This window comes from Paenibacillus sp. JJ1722, assembly GCF_048282685.1.
GTDB lineage: Bacteria > Bacillota > Bacilli > Paenibacillales > Paenibacillaceae > Paenibacillus > Paenibacillus polymyxa_B.
Map to the genome: position 1 here is coordinate 1,693,340 of NZ_CP182500.1, position 23,290 is coordinate 1,716,629.

The 23,290-nt window shown below is 45.6% G+C and carries 23 protein-coding genes; 17 read left to right on the forward strand and 6 right to left on the reverse strand.

Annotation, left to right across the window (positions count from 1 at the left end):
• Nucleotides 1-16 precede the first annotated feature (16 nt).
• The 3 genes from ACM1ND_RS07510 to ACM1ND_RS07520 all read right to left on the reverse strand — a co-directional run bounded on the left by ACM1ND_RS07510 (nucleotide 17) and on the right by ACM1ND_RS07520 (nucleotide 2,696).
• Complete coding sequence (locus ACM1ND_RS07510; RefSeq protein WP_023987749.1) at nucleotides 17-991, reverse strand: type I phosphomannose isomerase catalytic subunit; 975 nt, start codon at nucleotides 989-991, stop codon at nucleotides 17-19.
• A 169-nt stretch (nucleotides 992-1,160) separates the two neighbouring features.
• A complete protein-coding gene (locus tag ACM1ND_RS07515) occupies nucleotides 1,161-1,742 on the reverse strand; it encodes a class I SAM-dependent methyltransferase (protein WP_023987750.1) in 582 nt (193 codons plus the stop codon).
• Nucleotides 1,743-2,696: a TIGR01212 family radical SAM protein gene (locus ACM1ND_RS07520; protein ID WP_023987751.1), complete on the reverse strand. Its 954-nt coding sequence runs from the start codon at nucleotides 2,694-2,696 to the stop codon at nucleotides 1,743-1,745. It lies immediately after the preceding gene.
• 306 nt (nucleotides 2,697-3,002) lie between these two features.
• Here ACM1ND_RS07520 and ACM1ND_RS07525 point away from each other — a divergent pair, with 306 nt between their 5' ends.
• Nucleotides 3,003-3,200 carry a hypothetical protein gene (locus ACM1ND_RS07525; protein WP_013309373.1) on the forward strand — a complete coding sequence of 66 codons (198 nt, stop codon included), beginning with the start codon at nucleotides 3,003-3,005 and terminating at the stop codon, nucleotides 3,198-3,200.
• 104 nt (nucleotides 3,201-3,304) lie between these two features.
• Nucleotides 3,305-4,018, forward strand: a complete 714-nt coding sequence (gene trmB / locus ACM1ND_RS07530) for a tRNA (guanosine(46)-N7)-methyltransferase TrmB (protein ID WP_023987752.1) — start codon at nucleotides 3,305-3,307, stop codon at nucleotides 4,016-4,018.
• A 40-nt stretch (nucleotides 4,019-4,058) separates the two neighbouring features.
• Here the strand turns inward: trmB and ACM1ND_RS07535 are convergent, their stop codons facing one another.
• Nucleotides 4,059-5,192: an MGDG synthase family glycosyltransferase gene (locus tag ACM1ND_RS07535; RefSeq protein ID WP_023987753.1), complete on the reverse strand. Its 1,134-nt coding sequence runs from the start codon at nucleotides 5,190-5,192 to the stop codon at nucleotides 4,059-4,061.
• A gap of 51 nt (nucleotides 5,193-5,243) precedes the next feature.
• Nucleotides 5,244-5,771 (reverse strand): phosphatase PAP2 family protein, encoded by a 528-nt coding sequence (locus ACM1ND_RS07540; RefSeq protein ID WP_013309376.1) that lies wholly within the window; start codon nucleotides 5,769-5,771, stop codon nucleotides 5,244-5,246.
• A gap of 610 nt (nucleotides 5,772-6,381) precedes the next feature.
• Here ACM1ND_RS07540 and ACM1ND_RS07545 point away from each other — a divergent pair.
• From ACM1ND_RS07545 to ACM1ND_RS07585, 9 genes are all read left to right on the forward strand, one after another.
• Nucleotides 6,382-7,620, forward strand: coding sequence for a glycosyltransferase family 2 protein (locus ACM1ND_RS07545; protein ID WP_023987754.1), 1,239 nt, complete (start codon nucleotides 6,382-6,384; stop codon nucleotides 7,618-7,620).
• A 310-nt stretch (nucleotides 7,621-7,930) separates the two neighbouring features.
• Nucleotides 7,931-8,428 (forward strand): translation initiation factor IF-3, encoded by a 498-nt coding sequence (gene infC, locus ACM1ND_RS07550; RefSeq protein WP_013309378.1) that lies wholly within the window; start codon nucleotides 7,931-7,933, stop codon nucleotides 8,426-8,428.
• Nucleotides 8,429-8,448: 20 nt separating this feature from the next.
• Entirely contained in the window at nucleotides 8,449-8,649 is a 201-nt protein-coding gene (gene rpmI / locus ACM1ND_RS07555; protein WP_013309379.1) for a 50S ribosomal protein L35, read from the forward strand.
• Between the two features lie 52 nt (nucleotides 8,650-8,701).
• Nucleotides 8,702-9,061 (forward strand): 50S ribosomal protein L20, encoded by a 360-nt coding sequence (rplT, locus tag ACM1ND_RS07560; RefSeq protein WP_007429517.1) that lies wholly within the window; start codon nucleotides 8,702-8,704, stop codon nucleotides 9,059-9,061.
• A 377-nt stretch (nucleotides 9,062-9,438) separates the two neighbouring features.
• Nucleotides 9,439-10,476: a BMP family lipoprotein gene (locus ACM1ND_RS07565; protein WP_023987755.1), complete on the forward strand. Its 1,038-nt coding sequence runs from the start codon at nucleotides 9,439-9,441 to the stop codon at nucleotides 10,474-10,476.
• A 140-nt stretch (nucleotides 10,477-10,616) separates the two neighbouring features.
• Entirely contained in the window at nucleotides 10,617-12,155 is a 1,539-nt protein-coding gene (locus tag ACM1ND_RS07570) for an ABC transporter ATP-binding protein (protein WP_023987756.1), read from the forward strand.
• Complete coding sequence (locus ACM1ND_RS07575) at nucleotides 12,148-13,227, forward strand: ABC transporter permease (protein ID WP_013309382.1); 1,080 nt, start codon at nucleotides 12,148-12,150, stop codon at nucleotides 13,225-13,227. Before ACM1ND_RS07570 ends, ACM1ND_RS07575 begins: the two co-directional genes overlap by 8 nt.
• A gap of 1 nt (nucleotide 13,228) precedes the next feature.
• Nucleotides 13,229-14,188 (forward strand): ABC transporter permease, encoded by a 960-nt coding sequence (locus tag ACM1ND_RS07580; RefSeq protein WP_010349245.1) that lies wholly within the window; start codon nucleotides 13,229-13,231, stop codon nucleotides 14,186-14,188.
• Nucleotides 14,189-14,570: 382 nt separating this feature from the next.
• Nucleotides 14,571-14,918, forward strand: a complete 348-nt coding sequence (locus ACM1ND_RS07585) for a hypothetical protein (protein WP_023987757.1) — start codon at nucleotides 14,571-14,573, stop codon at nucleotides 14,916-14,918.
• Between the two features lie 34 nt (nucleotides 14,919-14,952).
• On the opposite strand, the gene ACM1ND_RS07590 is transcribed toward ACM1ND_RS07585, so the two are convergent.
• Entirely contained in the window at nucleotides 14,953-15,393 is a 441-nt protein-coding gene (locus tag ACM1ND_RS07590; RefSeq protein WP_023987758.1) for a GNAT family N-acetyltransferase, read from the reverse strand.
• A 613-nt stretch (nucleotides 15,394-16,006) separates the two neighbouring features.
• Here ACM1ND_RS07590 and ilvB point away from each other — a divergent pair.
• From ilvB to ACM1ND_RS07620, 6 genes are all read left to right on the forward strand, one after another.
• A complete protein-coding gene (ilvB, locus tag ACM1ND_RS07595; protein WP_023987759.1) occupies nucleotides 16,007-17,752 on the forward strand; it encodes a biosynthetic-type acetolactate synthase large subunit in 1,746 nt (581 codons plus the stop codon).
• A gap of 1 nt (nucleotide 17,753) precedes the next feature.
• Nucleotides 17,754-18,239, forward strand: coding sequence for an acetolactate synthase small subunit (ilvN, locus tag ACM1ND_RS07600; protein ID WP_023987760.1), 486 nt, complete (start codon nucleotides 17,754-17,756; stop codon nucleotides 18,237-18,239).
• Nucleotides 18,240-18,401: 162 nt separating this feature from the next.
• Nucleotides 18,402-19,394, forward strand: coding sequence for a ketol-acid reductoisomerase (gene ilvC / locus ACM1ND_RS07605; protein WP_013309387.1), 993 nt, complete (start codon nucleotides 18,402-18,404; stop codon nucleotides 19,392-19,394).
• A 124-nt stretch (nucleotides 19,395-19,518) separates the two neighbouring features.
• The gene (locus ACM1ND_RS07610; protein WP_068940004.1) at nucleotides 19,519-21,060 is read left to right on the forward strand and encodes a 2-isopropylmalate synthase; all 1,542 of its coding nucleotides are present in this window, start codon (nucleotides 19,519-19,521) and stop codon (nucleotides 21,058-21,060) included.
• A gap of 203 nt (nucleotides 21,061-21,263) precedes the next feature.
• Complete coding sequence (leuB, locus tag ACM1ND_RS07615) at nucleotides 21,264-22,340, forward strand: 3-isopropylmalate dehydrogenase (RefSeq protein WP_076158045.1); 1,077 nt, start codon at nucleotides 21,264-21,266, stop codon at nucleotides 22,338-22,340.
• A 321-nt stretch (nucleotides 22,341-22,661) separates the two neighbouring features.
• Nucleotides 22,662-23,201 carry a peroxiredoxin gene (locus tag ACM1ND_RS07620; protein ID WP_023987763.1) on the forward strand — a complete coding sequence of 180 codons (540 nt, stop codon included), beginning with the start codon at nucleotides 22,662-22,664 and terminating at the stop codon, nucleotides 23,199-23,201.
• The last annotated feature ends 89 nt before the right edge of the window (nucleotides 23,202-23,290 follow it).

Sequence of the window (23,290 nt, forward strand, 5' to 3'; positions counted from 1 at the left end):
TCACATCCTTTAAGCTTTAAGGAAGATAAGATCTAAGTACGGTCATTCCGTCATTCAGCGTGTAACCGCTCAGGTTAGCAGGCAACAGGAAGCAATCTCCAGCTTTACAGGAAAGAGACTCGGTATTATTGTTCCATGTTATGGTCCCACTGCCTTCACAAATCACGAGAATGGTGAAGCTGTCTTCCGTTGTAGAAAGTGCCCAACTTCCATCTACGATACCCTTTTCCACAACAAAATACTCACAGGCAGCCAGCTGGAGCCATTTTCCAGGCTGTAAGCCGTCCGTTTTCATCGTTGTTGCACCTGCACCCTCGTAGGAGGTTACATTGAGGGAATCCTCGATATGCAACTCACGAGGCTTGCCGTCTAGTCCGGGGCGATTGTAGTCATATAAGCGATAGGTAGTATCCGAATTTTGCTGGATTTCAGCAACGACAACGCCTGCACACAGTGCATGTACGGTTCCGGCGGGAATGAAGAACGTATCGCCTGCTTCGACTGGAACCTGGCGCAAACTGCCGAGGATGTCCCCACTTTCAAGAGCTGTGCGCAGACTCTCGCGAGTTACACCTTCGGTCAGACCATAAATAATCTTGGCATCTGGCTTGGCATCAAGCACGTACCACATTTCAGTTTTCCCTAATTCTCCGGCTGGAAGTCCTGCGTAATCATCTGTCGGATGCACCTGAACGGATAAGTCATCATTACAATCCAGTAGTTTGATCAAAAGTGGAAATCGTCCGCCTTTTTCCGATACACCCTTGGCCCCGAGCCAATCCTGCCCGTAGGTCTCGCGGATTTCATCTAGTCCTTTGCCTGCCAGCTCACCATTGATGACCGTTGTTGTTCCGTTTGGATGATCGGCAATCATCCATCCTTCACCGATATGTCCTTCTGGTGGGGTTAGACCAAATTGCTCTAAGGCCCGTCCTCCCCAAACTCTCTCTTTGAACTCAGGTTGAAATTGCAGCGGGTATGGCTTTAGCATAATTTCTCTCCTCCATAATGAGTAATGAGTGCGACCTAACAGAATAGGGAAATCAATAACGTGCCGCTGGGGCAATAAACTGGGATGAATAGAGCCCAAACGAGTTTGAAAAATGATATATGTAAGGCGGCTAAAAAAGCCGCTCATAACCTGAGTTTAAAATCCGACATTATTTCTTCTCAACCGCCACTACGTAAGGCGAAGCGGCTCGTTGTAATTGACGATAAATAATGCTTTGACTGCTGGAGACCGGGAGAGCTGAAGCCCATTGAAGGACGGCTTCTGCTTCTTCGCTGCCTCCAGCATGCCCTGGATAGAGTACGGCAGTCAGAATGCCGCGTGGTCGAAGCAATTGTAAGGCAGCATCAAGTGCGACGAGCGTACTGTCTGTATGGGTGATGACAGTAGGATCGGCGCCTTCGGAAGGCAAGTAGCCGAGGTTAAACATGACCGCAGCGACTTTGCCATGCAGCATGTCTGGAACGGCCTCCCGCATTTGCTCGTGACCTTGTAGCAGTAGCGATACTTCTGCTAATGAAGGCGAAGCGTTTTCTTCCAGTCGACGACGGGCGCAATGCAGTGCTTCTTGCTGGATGTCGAAGCCATAGACACGGCCCCGTTTGCCAGCAGCTTTTGCCAGAAACAACGTATCTGCTCCTGTGCCGACGGTGGCATCTATAGCAGTATCACCTGGCTGCACCCGCGCAGCCACCAATTGATGAGCGTAGCTCAGGACGGATAGGAACCCCATTTAAGGTTGCCTCCAGTATTTTCCCTGCCACGTTTCACATGACTTCAGTTCATGATCGATGGCATTAAGCACTTCCCATTTTTTAAGCGACCACATGGGTCCCACTAGCAAATCGCGTGGGGCATCTCCGGTTAACCGATGAACGATCATTTCGGGAGGTAAAATCTCCAGCGTATCAACTATCAGCTTAACGTATTCGTCCTTTTCCAGAAAGCGTAGCAATCCCGCTTCATACTGCTTGACCATGGGCGTTTTGCGCATGAGATGCAGCAGGTGGATTTTGATGCCCTGCACATCCATAGCCGCTACTGCACGTCCCGTATCGAGCATCATTTCATGCGTCTCTTGGGGCAGACCATAAATAATGTGGGCGCACACGCGGATATTCCGCTTGCGCAGCTTTTCCACCGCATCCAGATAGCATTGAGTATCATGAGCACGGTTAATCAGCTCTGAGGTCGATTCATGGACAGTTTGCAGACCCATTTCAACCCACAGGTACGTGCGTTCGTTTAGCTCGGCAAGGTAATCCACTACATCGTCAGGCAGGCAATCAGGACGTGTAGCGATGGACAGACCGACAACGCCTGGCTGCTCCAGAATAACCTCAAAGTATTCTCGCAGTTCCTCAACGGGAGCATACGTATTAGTGTAGGCTTGGAAATAGCCAATATATTTGGCGTTTGGCCATTTTAGATGCTGCCGATCCCGAATCGTATTGAACTGGGTGACCAGATCATCACGACGACGCCCAGCAAAATCACCCGATCCGCGTGCGCTACAAAAGGTGCAACCCCCTTTAGCGATGGAACCATCGCGATTCGGACAGGTAAAACCCGCATCCAGCATGACTTTGAACACTTTATTTTGAAATTGCTCACGCATTTCGTAATTCCAAGTATGGAACCGTTTATCTCCCCACAGGAGAGGAGCAGGCAATAAATCTGTTTTCATGGGTGTACTCCTTTTTTTACGATCACCCTATTGTAACAAAAATCAGTCTTCATTGGGAATCATTTGACCGAACAAGTCAATAAAATGTGCGGATTTTATGGCGTTGCGGATTGAAAAAGGTTACACAATGTGTTATATTGTAAGCGGTACCAGACATACAATAAAAGGACTGTTTTCGATCCTGAAGATAAAAGTTATCCGTTGCTAATGATTATTCTTCAGGGAGGCAGCTATGCTGTTTCTATCGCCTGTTTTAGGGTAAGTGCACGTCGGTTCCATCACAAATAACCCGTGAGGTGATCTTTTATGAATGCGCAGGATAAGACGCGTATGGATAAAGTTACTGTTGAGTTAACCTTTGATGAGGCGTTGGCATTGACTGGTGTCCGTTTTGGGCAGGATCGTCAGATTGGAACGACCGCACGTCAAAAAATCAGAGCGGCTTGCCAAAAGACAATTGATTTTTCACCTGCTGATGGGGTAGACTATGAACAATTAAATTAGTTGGACCCCAATCCAAATATATTGAAAAAGGAATTTCATTTCCGTATCTTCAAGCGGGGGTGAAATTCCTTTTTCCTTGATAACAGAGTATATGGAGGAGTAACATGCGTTTACGCGGAAGAAAAGGAATACGGGAAAGTCTGGAAGAACAGCAGGATCTAGTCATCTTGGAGCCGGCACAGTATAAGGGGAAATGGCAGCAGGTTTTTGGTAATGATCGTCCCATTCATGTGGAATTCGGTATGGGTAAAGGGCAATTTATAAGCCAAATGAGCTTCCGGAATCCGGAGGTTAACTATATTGGCTTTGATATGTATGATGAGCTGGTTCGCCGTGCAACAGAAAAGTCTCGTCTGGCCTGGAGTAATTCAGAGGTTGATACGCCGCCTAATATCAAATTGGCACTGGCAAACATTGAACAGATCGAGAATGTTTTTGAACCAGGAGAGATTGAACGCATTTATCTGAATTTTAGTGATCCCTGGCCTAAAGCCAAGCATGCACGTCGTCGTTTGACGCATCCGCGTTTTTTGGACAAGTACCGTCAGCTTTTGAACAGCAAAGGACAAATTCATTTTAAGACCGATTCGGAGACACTGTTTGAGTTTTCTCTGAATTCGTTTGCCGATAGCGGTTTGCAGATGACGAATATTTCGTTAAACCTTCATCGTGAGGGGATCAACGAAGAGCATGTCATGACGGAATATGAACAAAAGTTCATGGGCAAAGGTATGAATATTCATCGAGTCGAGGTGCTGATCGGCAAAGATGCTTTGGAAGAGTACGGAAAAACACGTCTCGAAAAGTATGGGAAATAAAAACAGATCAAACGGATAAAATAAGACAGGGTGCTTCCTTTTAGGAAAGCACCCTGTTCGGTTCCAGTATATCCAGAATACTCTGTGCGCTCTGAAGAGGATAATATCGCGCTACATTATGGACGTGCTCCTGTCGCTTGCGGACGATTTCTGGAAAATCGTGTAGCAGTCGGTTCATCCATTTAACGACAACATCCAGCGAAGTAATCGGTTCTCCGAAGCCTTGAGCCGTAAAGTATTGACAATTTTCCTCCTCCTGTCCAGGGAGAGGTTTGTGAAACAGCATCGGAATCCCTTTGGCCAATCCCTCGGTGCATGTCATTCCGCCGGGTTTGGTGATGAGCAGATTCGATACCTCCATTAATTTGTCGATTTCCCGTGTAAATCCGAAGATATGAATATTTGGATGATTAAACCTAGGATCCAATTGCATTTTACGACGAATTTTATCATTATGCCCCAAACAAAAAATAAATTGAATGTTTTCTCTCCACTGAGTAAGCGAACGATGTATGACTTCGTCATTCATAAGGCCCCAGCCGCCACCCATAACGAGTACGGTCGGGATGGGTTTAAGTCCAAATTGTTCTCTAATTTCATCGTGCCCAGGATGTTCCCAAAAATTTGGATGAACGGGAATGCCGGTCACCTGGATTTTCGAGACGGGTACTCCGCGCGCGCGCAGCTTACGCATGACTTCAGGCGTAGATACAAAGTACCGGTCAACCTCGGGACTAATCCATGTTCCATGTGCATCGTAGTCTGTAATGACAGTACAAAGCGGAACATGTAAACCTAAGCGCTTCAAACGTGAAATTACCGCGCTTGGGATGGGGTGAGTACATACCACCAAATCGGGACGAAGCTGCCGGAGAATGTTTCGGGTCTGCGTGTAGAACAGACGGTGCAAAGCGAGCGTTGTAAGACGGTTTAATGATTTTTTGTACTGATGACGGTAAACCAATCCGACTAGGCGAGGCTGCGATACAACAGTCTTCTTGTATGCTGTAATAATAAGCGGGGCCATTCTTGGATTCAAAAAACTCCCCAGCTCCAGCACTCTTGTCTGCACATTCGGAGAAAGCTTCCGCAAACTGCTTGAGAGCGCGTAGGCAGCTTGAGTATGTCCGGCACCGAAACCTTCCGATAATAATAACACTCGTTTTTTAGCCACTCTCATTTCACCTGTTCCTGCTGGGATGTTCTCAATCATACCATATCGGCTTTAAGGCCAGAATGCAACCGTTCCTATTGCTGCAGACGTTCCGATGACCGCTCCTGCGAGTACATCCGTTGGGTAGTGGAGACCCAGATAAATCCGAGAAAAACCTACAATTGTCGCTACAGGCAACAGCAGCAGTGTTAGCATCGGTGACTGTAGCATAAAAGGCACGGTAGCTGAAAAAATAGCGGTCGTGTGCCCTGAGGGAAAAGAATGGTCCGACAAGGGGTTGCGGAATGTATTTGTACCTGGTAGCGCCAAATACGGGCGAATCCGCGGATACAGCCTTTTAACGATAGCTACGGGGATGTGACTGACCCCGAGAGCGATGGCTCCCTTCATACCGGAATCTTTCCACGGATTCGGAGCGAGCCACCAAATAAGGAGTGTGGAGGCTATAGTAAAGGTAGCCCCACCTAAATGTGTGAGATAATAAAGCCAGAAGTTCAAAAAACGGTTGTGTAAGCGTCCGTTGATCCATTTGAACAACTGCTGCTCCAGATTTACAAGTTTTACGACTAGACGTTGCATTTGGTTTCCTCCGGTTGCCGGTTCAGGTCAGTCGGCAAATATTTTGAGTCATTTTGACATAATCAGACCATAAGTAATTATTCTCTTGCTCTCATCATATTTTTAAACGCTGTTCATTTCAAGAATCACTAAAGATTCATAAATTACTTGGTTCAATTCTACACAAAAATGTTAATGGAATATAAGCCGAATTGTATAACTTTCTTTGCGTTCATCCGTCTAATAAGATAGAGTGTTTAGAAGTGGTTGCTAATTGGCCCACAAAAAGGAGGGACCAAAGAAATAAAAAGTTAGCAAATGGATGAAAATAAGACCTAAGCGTCATGAATGAGAAGCCCAGCGCCGCATTCCCGGTTCAAACGGGAGTTTGTTGTGTTTTTTTGCTGCTGAGACCAGTTTAAGGGCTTTGACAAAAGATTGAAAACCAACGAAAATCGTAATGGCATTCCTGTGTCAGCCAAAAGGGGGCTGCGCACAGCCAATGAAGAAAGCAAGGGTCGGGTCAAAAACTACAGAAAAGGCGCGCAAAGCGCCGCAACTTGCGCTACACAGATAGAAAACAAACAAACGCAAGATTTTAAGGGGTATAAAAAGGGGGTAACAAGAGATCATGTTAGACGCTATTTTCGTGACGCTCCAGATCATACTGGCGGTGATCGCAGTCTATCAGTTTGCATTCTCCTTGTTCGGATTGGTTCGCAAGAAAAGGAAAGAGCACGCGGCTCCAGAAAAATCATTTGCCATTTTAGTCGCTGCTCACAATGAAGAACAGGTTGTCGGAGCATTGATGGAAAATTTGAAGCAACTTGATTATCCGAAGGAACTTTACGATGTGTTCGTAATCTGTGATAACTGTACAGATAAGACTGCGGACATCGTTCGCGCTCACGGCATGAATGCTTGTGAACGTACGAATCCGAATCTGCGTGGTAAAGGCTACGCTATTGAGTGGATGCTCAAGGAATTATGGGCTATGCCGCGCCAATATGATGCTATTGTCATGTTTGATGCTGACAATTTGGCGCATACCAATTTCTTGAGTGAAATGAACAATGATCTGTGTACAGGTGCCCGTGTTATTCAGGGGTACATTGATACTAAGAATCCTGAGGATTCTTGGATTACAGCGGCATACGGGGTATCTTATTGGTACATCAACCGTTTGTGGCAGCTGTCACGTCACAATCTGAACATGGCTAATTTCCTCGGTGGTACAGGCATGTGCTTTGAAACAAATCTGCTTAAGGAAATGGGCTGGGGTGCGACAAGTCTGGTAGAGGATTTGGAATTCACCATGCGCTGCACACAGTGCAACGTATATCCAAGATTTAATTACGATGCCAAGGTATATGATGAAAAGCCGTTGACATTCAAGGCCTCGTCAAGACAGCGTCTGCGCTGGATGCAAGGTCACTTCACTGTTGCTCGTCGTTATTTCTTCCCGTTGCTGTGGCAAAGTATCAAGCATAGAAGCCTGATTAAATTCGATATGGCTCTTTATGGTCTGAACGTGTATATCGTACTGCTCACCTTCTTGATGACAGTAGCGATGTGGATAGATATCGCCTTCTTTGGTGGACCTAATATCGAGAACATCTATGTACAGTTACCAGCTTGGACTGGTGTTATAGCTATTGGTCTGAATGTTGCTACTTTTGTGATCGCAATGATTTTGGAAAAGGTCACATTCAAAAAAGTATATCTGTACTTATTGCTGTTCCCGATCTATGCGATTTCGTGGTATCCGATTACGGTCTATGCGTTCTTTACACAGAACAATAAGCAATGGAGCCATACCCAGCATACGCGTGTCGTTCGCTTGGAAGAGGTTCAAAGTAAGCAAGGTTAATTGGACGGTGAAATAGGACTGAAGATCAGTGTCATTCATTTTTCATTAAAGGGTTGACACCTCGATTGCACCGTGATAAGATATTCGAGTATGTTAATTGAAAAGTATGGATTAACAAGTAGAAGGTCCGACTTCTCACCTGCCCGGTATTGCCGGCTGGTCATGATCCAATGATTTGTGAATTGAACTTTCATGATGAATTGAGTATCAGACAGGGATGTCGGCTGTGTAGTCGTCATCCCTTTTTTGTGCTTAAACACAATACAACAATAACAGGTTCTGGAGGTGGAGGGTTATTAGTAAGGAACATATGATCAATGATGAGATTCGGGTGAGAGAAGTACGTCTAGTTGGTGCGAATGGGGAACAAATCGGGATTACACCGACGCGTGAAGCTTTGCAAATGGCGATTGACGCAAACTTGGATCTCGTGAACGTGGCGCCTCAAGCGAAGCCGCCCGTGTGTCGGATTATGGATTACGGAAAATTCCGCTATGAGCAACAGAAGAAAGAAAAGGAAGCCCGTAAAAACCAGAAGATCGTTGACATCAAAGAGGTATGGTTCCGTTCCAACATCGAGGAACATGACTACCAAACCAAGTTTCGCAATGTGGTGAAGTTCCTGAATGAAGGGGACAAGGTGAAATGCTCCGTTCGTTTCCGCGGTCGTGAAATTACTCATGCTAATGTGGGTCAAAAAATTCTCGAACGTGTGAAATTGGAAGTTGCTGATCTTTGTACCGTGGAGCGCCAACCCAAGCTCGAAGGACGCAGCATGATTATGATATTGGCTCCAAAGAGTCAATGACAAATTAAGGAGGAAGTTCAATGCCTAAAATGAAAACACATAGCAGCCTTAAAGGCCGCTTCAAAATTACCGGTACTGGTAAAGTAATGCGTTACAAAGCTTACAAAAACCATTTGCTTTCCCACAAATCCAAACGTGCAAAACGCGTTCTGGGTACTAACCCTGAGATGGCACCTGGGGACGTTAAACGTCTGAAACAAGGTCTTGCTAACCTGAAATAGCACTAGCACTGCAATGAATGAAGTATAAACATTATTTGGGAGGTCTATTAATATGGCAAGAGTAAAGGGCGGATTCGTCGTTCGTCGTCGTCATAAAAAAGTATTGAAGCTTGCTAAAGGTTATTTTGGTTCCAAACACCGCATTTTTAAAACAGCTAACGAGCAGGTAATGAAATCGCTTGTTTACGCATACCGTGACCGTCGTCAGACGAAACGTAACTTCCGCAGACTGTGGATCGTGCGTATCAACGCAGCAGCTCGTTTGAACGGTTTGTCTTACAGCAAATTGATGCACGGCCTGAAATTGGCTGGTGTGGACATTAACCGCAAAATCTTGGCTGATCTTGCAGTCAATGATATTAATGCATTCAACTCTTTGGCAACTGTTGCTAAAGGCAAAATCAACGCTTAATTATTAATAATGAAGCGTGGAAACCGCGAAAGTGGTAAAAAGGTATCCCAAGCAGTACGCTGTGTAGGGATGCCTTTTTTTGTACATACTCAATGTTACGGTAAAGACTTCGTTTTCTCCAAAATACGAATAAATATGACGTGAGATGGAAGAATGTATGTTTTTTTTAACTTTGTAGCGCTTACATTGATGGAACTTTAAAAAAAATTGACCCAAGGTTATTAATTGTCTAGATTTTAGCCGATCATAATTGTATAATCTCTAAAGTAAGTCTTCTGTACGATCTGTCTCGTCAGTAAATGACATGCATGAGCATGTACATGTTCAAAGAAAAGAGACAGTCCAGGGATCTAACACTAAGGGGGAACAGTATCAGCATGAAGAAAATGTTCAGTATGTCTTTGGTTATGCTGCTGGCGATCTCGGTCATTCTCGCAGGCTGCGGTAACAAAAATCAAGGTGCGTCCAACGCAAATGGTGGAGACACAGGTGGTTCTGCCAAAACATCGAATGTCCAAATTGGCATGGTTACAGATGTGGGTGGAGTAAACGACAAATCGTTTAACCAATCTGCTTGGGAGGCACTACAAGCCACTGAGAAAGAATCAGGCGCTAAAGTTAAATACCTGCAAAGTAAATCCGATCAAGATTATATTCCTAACCTGAACCAATTTGTTAAGGGTGATTTTAACTTGACTTGGGGAATCGGTTTTAATCTGGCGAATGCGATTGGACAAGTAGCGAAAGACAACCCAAGCAAAAACTTGGCGATCATTGACAGTGTCGTGGATGCGCCTAACGTGAAATCGGTTGTTTTTGCTGAAAATGAAGGTTCCTTCTTGGTGGGGGTTGTAGCTGGTAAACTTACCAAAACAAACAAAATTGGTTTTGTGGGTGGACAAGACAGCCCGTTGATCAAACGTTTTGAAAAAGGATTCGAAGCAGGAATTAAAGCTGTAAATCCAAATGCAAAATTGGAAGTTAACTACACAGGTGCATTTGATAAGCCGGACCTGGGTAAAGCAGCAGCTGCGACGATCTATAACAGCGGTGCGGATATTATTTTCCATGCAGCTGGCGGATCTGGTACAGGTGTATTTAACGAAGCACTCGCACGTAAGCAACAAGGGCAGCAAGTATGGGTTATTGGCGTAGATAAAGACCAATCGCTTGAGTTTGGTGACGACGTAACATTGACTTCGATGGTAAAACGTGTAGATGAAGCTGTAAAACGCGTATCTAAAGAAGTGATTGACGGTAAATTTAAGGGCGGTGTCGAGACACTGGCTCTGAAGGATAATGGTATTGGTTTGGCAGACACATCAACGAAAAACGTACCTAAAGACGTGCTTGATCTTGTAGAACAATACAAGCAAAAAATTATTAAGGGCGAAATTACAGTTCCTTCGAAATAAGTTTGGCTTGAAGAACATATAGGTGGCGACAAGGCTGGTTCATAAGACTAGCCTTGTTCTTACGTCTGGAGTTATATGGATTATAACGGGCAAAATCAGCTCATTGGAGCACATACTATAAAGTGTATAAGGGTGATCTCATGGATGCAGCGACCCCCGTCGTTGAGTTAAAGCAAATTACAAAACGATTCCCCGGCATCGTTGCCAACGACTCCATCAGCATCAAGCTGCATAAGGGAGAAATTCATGCCCTTTTGGGTGAGAATGGCGCGGGTAAATCTACGCTTATGAATATTCTTTTCGGACTGTATCAGCCGGATGAAGGGACAATTGAAATCGGAGGTAAACCCGTACAGATTGATAGTCCAAATAAGGCAATTGATCTGGGGATTGGCATGGTGCATCAGCATTTTAAACTCGTACAGCCGTTTACCGTGACCGAAAATATTGTCCTGGGCTCGGAGCCACGTAAGGGTCTGAAAATCAATTATAAAAAGGCTGCCGCAGAAGTACAGCGGTTGTCTGAGCAGTACGGCCTTCAGGTAAATCCGAATGCCAAAATTGAGGATATATCTGTTGGTATGCAGCAACGTGTAGAAATTATCAAAACGCTCTATCGCGGTGCAGATATTCTGATTTTCGATGAGCCTACAGCTGTACTGACACCACAAGAGATCACTGAGTTGCTGGACATTATGAAGCGCTTGGTCGCTGAAGGCAAATCAATAATTCTTATTACTCATAAACTTAAAGAAATTATGCAAATTGCAGATACGGTTACGATCATTCGCAGAGGTCAGGTTATTGATACGGTCAAGACGTCTGAAACAACCCCAAATGAGCTGGCTGAGAAAATGGTGGGCCGTCGTGTGTCCTTTAAAGTGGACAAGCAGCTTGCGCAACCAGGACAGACGGTACTGGAAATGAACAATGTAATTTCTAAAAACAAGGATGGCATTAATGTTCTAAATGAGTTGAACCTGCAGGTCAAGGCGGGCGAGATTTTGGGGATTGCCGGAGTAGATGGCAATGGACAGAGTGAGCTGATCGAAGCTTTGACAGGCTTACGCAAGGTGGATGGTGGGAGCATTCGTTTGCTCGGACAAGAGGTGGCCAATCAGCCACCACGCAAAATTTCAGAGGCAGGCGTTTCACATATACCGGAGGACCGTCATAAGCATGGGTTGGTGCTCGATTTTTCTATGAGTGAAAATATGGTGCTGGAGACGTATTACCAGGCGCCTTACAGTAAAAATGGCTTCTTGAACAAAGATGCTATAGAGAAACAGGCCAAAAGTCTTATCGAAAAGTTTGATGTAAGAACACCGGATATTCACACGAAGGCAAGAGCATTATCTGGTGGGAACCAGCAGAAGGCTATCATTGCGCGTGAAATTGATAAAAATCCAGACCTTCTCATTGCAGCACAGCCTACACGCGGTCTGGATGTCGGAGCTATTGAATTTGTCCAGAAACAACTGATTGCCCAACGGGACCAAGGTAAAGCTGTATTGCTCATATCTTTTGAACTGGACGAGATTATGAATGTATCCGACCGAATTGCTGTCATCTATGAGGGCAAGATTGTCGGGGAAGTGCTGCCAGAAGAAACGAATGACCAGGAACTGGGACTGATGATGGCAGGAAGTGCAGTGAAGAAAGGAGTAGAGAATGGCTAATCTATTGAAAATATTCACAAAAGACTCCTTTGTACTGGCGCTGGTCTCTATTATTTTGGGTCTCCTTCTGGGTGCTATTGTGATGCTGATTGGCGGGTATGACCCTATTGTGGCCTATTCTGCTTTGTTTAGCCGTGTATACGGAGATTCCTACAACTTTGGAGAGGCTATCCGTGAGATGACTCCGCTGATTTTAACGGGGTTGGCATTTGCTTTTGCGGCCCGCGCCGGTTTGTTTAATATCGGCGGCGAAGGTCAGTTTCTGGTAGGTATGACAGCTGCTTCGATTGTGGGCATTAAACTTCATGGGTTGCCAGCTATCATTCATGCACCGCTAGCTGTAATTGCAGGTGCAGTTTTCGGAGGTCTGTGGGCTGCGATTGCTGGCTATTTGAAGGCCAAAAGAGGTGTGAATGAAGTTATTACATGTATTATGATGAACTGGATCGGTCTGTATTTGGCTAATTTGGTGATCAATCAGTTCGCACTTATGGATGGGGAAAATCGTTCTGTGGATATTCAGCCTTCTGCTTCAATTTCCATCGAATGGCTGTCCCAGATGATGGGGAATGCTCGGGTACATTGGGGCACAGTTATTGCTGTGCTGGCAGCAGTCTTTTTCTACATTTTCATGTGGAAAACAAAGCAGGGCTATGAGCTTCGGGCTGTCGGATTTAATCAGGATGCATCCCGTTATGCAGGTATGAATGTAAATCGTAATATCATAAAAGCGATGTTTATTAGTGGGGTTTTTGCCGGATTGGCAGGCGCCTTTGAAGTGCTGGGAGTATTCCATTATCAATCTGTCATGGCAGGATCACCGGGAACGGGTTTTGATGGTATCGCTGTAGCTCTGATTGGGATGAATAACCCATTCGGTGTGCTGCTCGGTTCTGTTTTGTTCGGAACGCTTACGTATGGTTCTGCGGGGATGAGCTTTAGCGCAGATGTACCGCCCGAGATTATCCGGGTTGTCATTGGCTCGATTATTTTCTTCATTGCGGCCCAAGGTATTGTACGTTGGGTTGTGAAGCCGCTCTACTCCAAGCGTAAGAAAGAGAAGGTGTTGTAAAATGAGTTGGTTAACACTTGGTGAATTAATCCATACAACGCTCGTTTTTGCGACGGCGATTATTTTTGCGTCTCTCGGCGGAGTTTTTTCAGAAAAATCCGGTGTAACGAACCTCGGGTTGGAAGGACTTATGGTATTTGGAGCGTTTGCAGCGGGTGTTGGCGGATTTTATGCCGAGCAAGCTGGACTAGGAGGCACCTCTGCGGCTTGGGTAGGTGTGCTGTCAGCTGCCGTGTTCGGTATTTTGGTTTCGCTAATTCATGCTGTAGCCTCTATTACGTTTAAAGCCGATCAGGTTATAAGCGGTATAGTTATTAACTTTCTGGCAGCAGGTAGTACACTGTACATGGTTAAGCTTTTATTTGAGGGAGATGGTGACACCGGTCGGATTCAGGGTTTCAACGAAATATCCATCCCTTACCTTGTGGATATCCCGATTGCAGGAAAAGCCTTTTTCCAAGCTTACCCAACGACATATCTAGCCATTCTATTAGTTATTATTGGCTATTTTACTTTGTATAAAACACCGTTTGGCTTGCGTTTGCGTTCCGTTGGGGAGCATCCAGGAGCGGCTGATACAGTGGGTATTAAAGTAAATCGTCTTCGTTATATTGGTGTTATGATCAGTGGGGCGTTGGCTGGGATTGGTGGAGCTACAATCACTCTGACTACAACCAACATGTTCTCGCACAATACAGTTTCGGGGCAGGGATATATTGCTATTGCCGCTATGATTTTCGGTAAATGGAATCCGCTCGGCGCTTTTGGCGCAGCAGTGTTTTTTGGTTTTTCACAAGCCATTCGCAACTATGTGCAGCTGTTCGCATGGTCGCAAAGTATTCCCCAGGAAATTATTTTTATGTTGCCGTATCTCCTGACGATTATTGTACTGGTAGCGGCTGTCGGACGTTCACGCGCTCCGGCCGCTTTAGGTCAACTTTATGATCCAAGCAAGCGTTAAAACTTATAGACAGCTAATGTGCATGTTTTGAAAAATGTACATTGGTGTGAGGATTTTGCAAAAATCCCATAAGCGACTTCCAGTGAACAAGATATAGATCGAAATGGTTTAGTTTGTCTATATCTTGCTTCGGAGCGACTGGAATCGAATTTCGCAAAATCCTGGTGTATAAAAAATCTGGTATCTGCATGTGCAGGTACCAGATTTTTTTATATTGTGCAGGCATTTAAACATACGCTACTGGCATGAATGGAATAGACTGTGCTATGCAGATTGGACGGGACGCTCGGCCCCTGTCAGCTCCGGTCTATTTTGTGGTGGTGATGAGCTATCAAGGAGCCGTTCAATCTGTCCATCCGTTGAGAAAGAAGGAGGAAATACGATGAAACAGGCAGTAACCAGAAAGCAGGTGGAGAAGCTTGTCGGCAAAGTCATCTTTGCTACTCGTAAGGATGGTTCCCAGGTCAGCGGCAAGCTGATTCGCATTTCGGGTAACCGACTGGTTCTTCAACCAAACCGCAAGAAAAAGGTAAACACGAAGGCGATTATTCCTCTGGTGCTGTTTGACTTGCTTGCCATCGGCACAGCTCCATACATTGGTGCCTATGGTGGGGGATATGGAGGCTACGGTCCAGGTTATGGAGGACCAGGATATGGTCCGCAGCCAGGCCCGTATACAGACGGGGGATACCCCGGAGTAGGATATCCGTATTACCCTAATTTATTTTAGTCATACAAAATCTTGAGCCCGAAAAAGATACTTTTTACAGTGACTTTTCGAGTTCATGGCATCGGCTCAGAGCTACGTATCGCAGTATTTGATATTGATGACGCAGATAAAAATGGATCCCCCTGATATTGTCTTCGTCCACCATAACTTTAGCCCGCTTGCAGCGACGTAGTCGTCCGTAGTGTTCGGCATGCTCCAGCAGTTTTTTTCCGTATCGCATACCTTGATGAGCCGAAGAGATTGCGATCAAATCAATGTATAATAGTTCGCCATGCAGCATAACATGAATGAAGCCAACAACCTGTGCATTATCCGGTCTGCAAGCTACAAAAGTGATGCCCCGGTTTAAGCGCCGGGGTAATTCTTTGCGTATTTGTTTCATTTCTTGGGCACTTAAATGCGATAGGGGGACAAGCTCTTGCTCGATTAGACGAAAGATGATGGTGTCATCTTGAGAGCTGCGTTTTCGAATCATAAACGGGCCTCCTTTTCTACCCTTTTAACAAGATAAGACGTGGCTTTGGAGGAGTGCACTGTCTCACCGTGTGGTCTTTTTTATAATATGCGGGTACCTCTTACAAGCGTGCGACTCTGAGGTGCTTCAGAAAAGAAACATAAATTTTTATGAAATATGGGTATTGACTATCCCAGATGAGAGACATATAATGTGTCTAAACATTTGAAAGAATGACATGAACTCAACGGCAATGAAGAGGACGAAGTGATTAGGGCTCTTTTGTTCAGAGAGTGAGGCATTAGCTGCAAGCTTCACCAAAATCCCTTTTTAACGAGCTCACCTTGGAGCTGTTTTCCTGAAAAGTATTTGGGCCCGATGATATTAACGGTGCGCTGAATCACCTATTAGGGAAAATCGTACGGTCTACGTTACAGACGCCAGATATGGAGATCCTTTGCGATTTCTGTACCTGCCAAGGTTCGATATTGCGAAATATCGGGCAAACACGGGTGGTACCACGGAAGCTACAGCCTTTCGTCCCTCAGTAACAGCAAGTCTGTTCTAGGGATGAAAGGTTTTTTTGTTTTTACAAATGTCAGATGTATGTAAATTTTGTAAAGGAGGATGACCAATGAGTGCACAAATTCCTGAAGTTAGGTCAACCAATGAATTACGTGAAAAGTGGATGAAGCCTGAAGTGATTACAGGTTCGGAAATTTTACTCCGTAGCCTGTTGCTGGAGGGAGTAGATTGTGTCTTCGGATATCCAGGTGGTGCAGTGCTTTATATCTATGATGCCATGTATGGCTTTAAGGATTTCAAGCATGTCCTCACTCGTCACGAGCAAGGAGCTATTCATGCGGCAGATGGTTATGCACGGGCGAGCGGTAAAGTGGGCGTATGTATCGCGACTTCCGGACCTGGAGCGACAAACCTGGTAACTGGTATTGCGACGGCTTTTATGGATTCGGTGCCGTTGGTGGTCATCACGGGTAACGTTATATCTTCCCTGATCGGTACGGATGCTTTCCAGGAAGCCGATATCACGGGAATTACAATGCCGATTACGAAGCACAGCTATCTGGTAAGAGATGTAGAGGATCTGCCGCGAATCATCCATGAGGCATTTCATATTGCCAACACAGGGCGGAAGGGACCGGTGCTGATTGATATTCCGAAGGATATTTCCGCAGCCCAGACGTTGTTCGTTCCACAAACGGGACCAGTGACCATGCGGGGTTATAACCCGAAAGTGCTGCCCAACAAAATTCAACTAGACAAGCTAACTCAAGCTATTTCCGAAGCAGAACGTCCATTCATTCTGGCAGGTGGAGGAGTTGTATACTCCGGTGGACATGAAGCACTTTACGAGTTTGTTCGTAAAACGGAAATTCCTATTACGACAACATTGCTCGGATTGGGTGGTTTCCCAAGTGGACATGAACTGTGGACGGGGATGCCGGGGATGCATGGAACATACACCTCCAATCAGGCGATTCAACAGTCAGATCTGTTGATCTGTATCGGAGCCCGCTTCGATGATCGGGTAACAGGCAAGTTGGATGGGTTTGCTCCTCAAGCTAAAATCGTCCACATTGATATCGATCCTGCTGAAATTGGAAAAAATGTTGCAGCAGATATTCCTATCGTGGGTGACGTGAAGGCAGTGCTGGAATTGCTGAATCAGGATGTGAAACGCGCGGATCGAGCTGATGCATGGAGAGCACAAATTCAGCATTGGAAGAATGAGAAACCTTATTCTTATAAGGATTCTGAAACGGTGCTTAAACCACAATGGGTTGTTGAGTTGTTGGATGAAACGACCAAGGGCGGCGCAATCGTAACGACGGACGTGGGACAGCATCAAATGTGGGCAGCGCAGTATTACAAATTCAATCAGCCACGCTCATGGGTCACCTCTGGTGGACTCGGTACGATGGGATTTGGTTTCCCTTCTGCAATCGGTGCTCAGATGGCCAATCCCGACAGATTAGTAATATCGATTAACGGGGACGGCGGTATGCAGATGTGTTCGCAGGAATTAGCCATCTGTGCAATCAATAACATTCCGGTTAAAATCGTTATTATCAACAACCAGGTGCTTGGAATGGTTCGCCAATGGCAGGAATTGATCTATGACAATCGGTACAGTCACATTGACCTGGCTGGAAGTCCGGATTTTGTGAAACTTGCCGAAGCATACGGTGTCAAAGGGCTGCGTGCTACGAATAAGGAAGAGGCACGTCGGGCTTGGCAGGAGGCGCTTGATACACCCGGACCGGTCGTTGTCGAGTTTGTAGTCAGCAAGGAAGAGAACGTATATCCGATGGTGACGCAAGGTTCGACAATTGATCAAATGCTGATGGGGGACGAGTAAAATGACAACAAAAAATACCATTGCTGTACTGGTAAATGATCAACCCGGCGTTTTGCAACGTGTGTCCGGCCTGTTCGGTCGCCGAGGCTTTAACATTGAGAGCATAACTGTGGGACAATCGGAAGAAGTTGGATTATCCCGTATGGTCATTGTGACTGTAGGGGATGAGAACAACCTGGAGCAGATTGAAAAGCAGCTTTACAAGCTGGTTGATGTGATCAAGGTCATTGATCTCAGTTCCAAGCCGATGGTAGCTCGGGAATTGGCGATGATAAAGGTAAAGGCAGAACCGCCTCAGCGGCCAGAGATCATGGGCGTGGTAGAAACATTCAGAGCAGCTGTAATTGATGTTGGAACGACGAGCTTGATCGTACAGGTCATTGGCGATACAGAAAAAATTGATGCCATGATCGAGTTGTTGAAGCCTTACGGTATTCGGGAGTTGACTCGAACCGGGGTTACAGCTATGATACGTGGCAATGCTTAATATGGAGCTTTAACGAATTACCGCTTATAGCGCATTACATCAATAAAGAACCGCCCGCATAAGAGCGGGGGCTCGAAGAGATTTTTAGATACTAATCACGAGGGAAGTCTCTTGGAGTACCCGCTCATTATGAAGGGTCCAATTAAAAGGAGGAAATTAACCATGGCAGTTACAACGTACTACGAAAAAGATGCAGAACTCAGCGTATTGAAAGGAAAGACAGTGGCCGTTATCGGTTACGGTAGCCAAGGACATGCTCAGGCACAAAACTTGCGTGACAGTGGTGTGAATGTTGTTATTGGTTTGCGTGAAGGCAAATCAGCTGATGTCGCAAGAAACGACGGTTTCGAAGTTCTGAACGTAGCTGATGCAACAAGCCGTGCAGATGTGGTTCAAATTTTGTTACCTGATGAAACTCAAGCTTCTGTGTACAAAAATGAAATTGAACCTAACCTGAAAAAAGGCGCAGCTCTTTTGTTCTCCCATGGTTTCAACGTTCATTTTGGACAAATCGTAGCTCCTAAAGATAGCGATGTATTGCTGGTTGCTCCAAAATCCCCAGGACATATGGTACGTCGTACCTATGTAGAAGGGTTTGGGGTACCGGGGTTGATCGCAATTGAGCAGGACGCAACGGGTCAAGCCAAAGAAATCGGTCTTGCTTACGCAAAAGGCATTGGCTGTACACGTGCGGGCGTAATTGAAACCTCCTTCCGTGAAGAAACGGAGACGGATCTGTTCGGTGAGCAGGCGGTATTGTGTGGCGGCGTGAGCGCACTTGTAAAAGCGGGCTTTGAAACATTGACTGAAGCGGGGTATGCTCCTGAGATGGCATACTTTGAATGCTTGCATGAGCTTAAGCTGATCGTTGACCTGATGTATGAAGGTGGATTGGCAACGATGCGTGATTCCATCAGTAATACAGCGGAATATGGCGATTATGTAACTGGACCACGCGTGGTAACGGAAGATACGAAGAAAGCCATGAAGGATGTATTGACTGACATTCAACAAGGTAAATTTGCTCGTGACTTCATCCTTGAAAATCAATCTGGACGTGCATTCCTGACGGCTACTCGTCGTAATGAAGCTAACCATCCGATTGAAGTGGTGGGCGGACAATTGCGTGAAATGATGCATTGGATCAAAAAGTAATAATCTTTTGTACTATGAACTCGACAACATGAATTATTTATAAATATTAATTACAATGCGGCCCTGCTTATTGCGTGAGCCGCATTGTAATTTAAGGGTCCTAATCCTGAGGAGGTGCGTTAGGTTGCGCAAAATATATATATTTGACACAACGTTGAGAGACGGAGAACAGTCACCTGGCGTGAACTTGAATACTCGTGAGAAAGTGGAGATCGCTCATCAGTTGGAGAAGCTGGGAATCGATCGTATGGAGGCTGGGTTCCCGGCTGCTTCTCCGGGTGATCTGGCGGCTGTTAATGCAGTAGCAAAAGCTGTAAAAAATTCGACGGTTATTGGCCTTTCACGTGCAAGGGAACAGGATATTGATGCGGTTCGCGAGGCACTCAAGGGAGCTCAGGACCCGTGTATCCATATCTTTTTGGCAACTTCTCCTATTCACCGTCAGCACAAGCTGCGGATGGAGAAGGCACAGGTATTGGAAACCGCTCGTGCTGCCATACGCTATGGGTTGAAATATTTGCCTAAAGTGGAGTTTTCTTTGGAGGATGCAGGTCGTACAGAGCTTGATTTTGTGGTTGAAATGGTCACTATGGCTGTACAAGAAGGGGCTTCTGTCGTCAATATTCCAGATACGGTAGGTTACTTGACACCCTACGAGTATGGAAATATATTCAAACACATTAAGGAAAATGTGGTCGATGTGGAGAAGATTCAATTGAGTGCACATTGCCACAATGACCTGGGAATGGCTACCGCTAATACACTTGCTGCCATTCTGAACGGTGCGGATCAGATTGAGGGAACCATTAACGGTATCGGTGAACGCGCTGGGAACACGGCTATTGAGGAAATCGCTATGGCACTGGAGACGAGACAGGAATTTTTTCAGGCCAAAACGTCTCTGCAATTGTCTGAAATTGCGCGCACGAGCCGTTTGGTTAGCCGTTTGACGGGGATGGTAGTGCCGGGCAACAAGGCGATTGTTGGAGCCAATGCTTTTGCGCACGAATCAGGTATTCATCAAGACGGTATGCTGAAAGAGAAAACGACCTATGAAATCATGACACCAGAAAGTATCGGTCTGAAAGAAAGCAAACTGGTACTCGGTAAGCACTCAGGTCGTCATGCTTTCCGTGAGCGTTTGATCGAGTTGGGCTACGAATTGAACGAAGAAGATCTGAATCGCGCTTTTGGGCAGTTCAAGGATTTGGCTGATAAGAAGAAGGAAGTTTCGGACGATGATATTTTGGCATTGCTGGAAGAAAAATTGGCCGATGCACCTGAAGTTTTCAAGCTGGAAACCATCTTTGTTACCTATGGGAACAAGGCTACGCCTTCCGCACAAGTGCGTCTGGTTGACGATAAAGGTCAGGTTATCGAGACAGAAGCTGAAGGAAATGGTTCAGTCGATGCGATCTATAATGCGATTGACCAAGCCAGCAGCGAGAGCGTTGTACTTTCAGATTACTCCATCAAGTCTGTTACCCATGGTAAGGACGCTCTGGGTGAAGTCCATGTAGTACTGACGCAAAACGGACTGTCTGTACAGGGACGCGGGGTAAGCACCGATATTCTGGAAGCAAGTGCTCGGGCTTACGTGGATGCGCTGAATGGTTTGATCGACAAGCGTAAAAACTACAGTAATCGCGTAGATTATAAATCTTAATTTTATGTAGACTTAGAGTTGGGTATATACAGGATCGGGTGTTTCCGGTCCTGTTTTCTTTTTCTCTGATGAAAAAACAAGCTTATAGGCTGTGCCTATTGAATTGATAGATTCTATATCTTGGTCAAAGCCCTGCCATGTATGTTACAAAGAAGGTATGAAAAATACAGTTGTATAGCTGTATAACAAGAGGAGTGTACGTGATGGCAGACGTTAAAAAGATTGCGGTAATAGCGGGAGATGGAATTGGACCGGAAGTGGTCGCAGAGGCAGAAAAAATATTGAAACGTACGGAAGAAGTGTTCGGCCTTTCATTTGAAACGGAGCATGCGCTGTTCGGCGGGATTGCGATTGATAAGAAGGGCACACCATTGCCAGAAGAAACACTGGCAGTATGTCAATCTGCAGATGCTGTTCTGCTGGGAGCGGTAGGAGGACCACAATGGGACAACAATCCAAAGGAACTTCGTCCTGAAACTGGACTGCTGGGCATTCGTAAAGAGCTCGGTCTGTTTTCGAATCTTCGTCCTGCTGTCGTCTTTGACTGCCTCAAGGACGCATCTACATTGAAACCGGAAGTGTTGGAAGGAACGGACCTGATCGTGGTGCGCGAACTGACGGGCGGCATTTATTTCGGCGAGAAGTTCAGACGAGAAAGTCCTCAGGGTGAGGAAGCAGTCGATACTTGTGCATATAATGTAACAGAAGTAGAGCGTATAGTGCGCCAATCTTTCGAAATTGCACAAAAACGTCGCAAGAAACTAGCATCGGTGGATAAGGCTAATGTACTGGAAACCTCCCGTTTATGGCGTGAAGTAGTTAACCGGGTTGCTGTAGACTACCCGGATGTCGAGCTGGAGCATGTATTGGTTGATAACTGCGCCATGCAATTGCTGCGTCGTCCATCTAGCTTTGACGTCATCGTGACGGAAAATATGTTTGGTGACATTCTCAGTGATGAAGCGGCTATGCTGACCGGATCCATCGGCATGCTCTCCTCCGCATCACTTGGAGAAGGCAGCTTCGGCCTATACGAGCCGGTACATGGCTCGGCGCCTGACATTGCAGGTCAAGGGCTGGCGAATCCCATCGCAACGATTTTGTCCGTTGCTTTGATGTTCCGTCTCACCTTCGGGTACGAGAAGGCAGCTGATGCCATTGAGAAAGCGGTAGCTGAGGTACTGGATGCAGGGCACCGTACAGCGGATATTGCGGTGGATAAATCTCAAGCGATCTCGACAACTCAAATGGGCGATCTGATCGCAGCAGCTATTCGTTAAAAGCTCCATAAATGTACCCGTTCTGAAAAAAAGCTTCCTATTATATAGTAAGGTTATACAGTACAGCCTTTTCGGCAGATGTTTGGCACAGTAGCTCCTGAGCAATCAGGAGCTACTTGTATATTCGAAAGTTCAAAATGTGAATAAGTTGTGAATTTTCGAGCTAGTTTAAAATAATTATAAAAAAGTAATGGTTACAATATTGACTTTGATTTCAGCGAATGATAACATTTATCAAGTAAGTTGTTCATTACAATACAGATGATTGAGGAAAGCACATTCGGTGTTTTTCTTACATATTTTAAAGGAGGATTTCATATTATGGCAGAAAGATTGGTAGGAAGACCCGCCCCTGATTTTGCATTGGAAACAGTGACTGGAGACGGTCAAGAATTTGGTTCGGTGAAGCTTTCCGATTACCGTGGCAAGTGGCTCGTATTTTTCTTCTATCCACTGGATTTCACTTTTGTGTGCCCTACGGAAATTACAGCATTGAGCGATGCTGCTGACCAATTCAAAGAGCTGGATACTGAAATTCTGGGTATCAGTGTAGACTCCGTGCACAGCCACAAAGCATGGATTAACACAGCTAAAGAAAACAACGGTCTGGGCAAACTGAACTTCCCATTGGCTTCTGACATCACGAAAAAAACAGCAAGCGATTATGGTGTTCTGATCGAAGAAGAAGGCGTTGCATTGCGCGGTTTGTTCATCATTGATCCAGAAGGCGAATTGAAATATCAAGTGGTTAACCACAACGACGTAGGCCGCAGTGTGGAAGAAACTTTGCGTGTACTGCAAGCTTTGCAATCCGGTGGCTTGTGCCCAATGAACTGGAAACCAGGCGATCAAAATCTGTAATATAAGCTTCACAAGTTGAAATTAAACAAGCAAGCCCCCAACTAGCGGTTACTCTTCCGTTATTGGGGGCTTGCTTGCCTGCTCTGTGC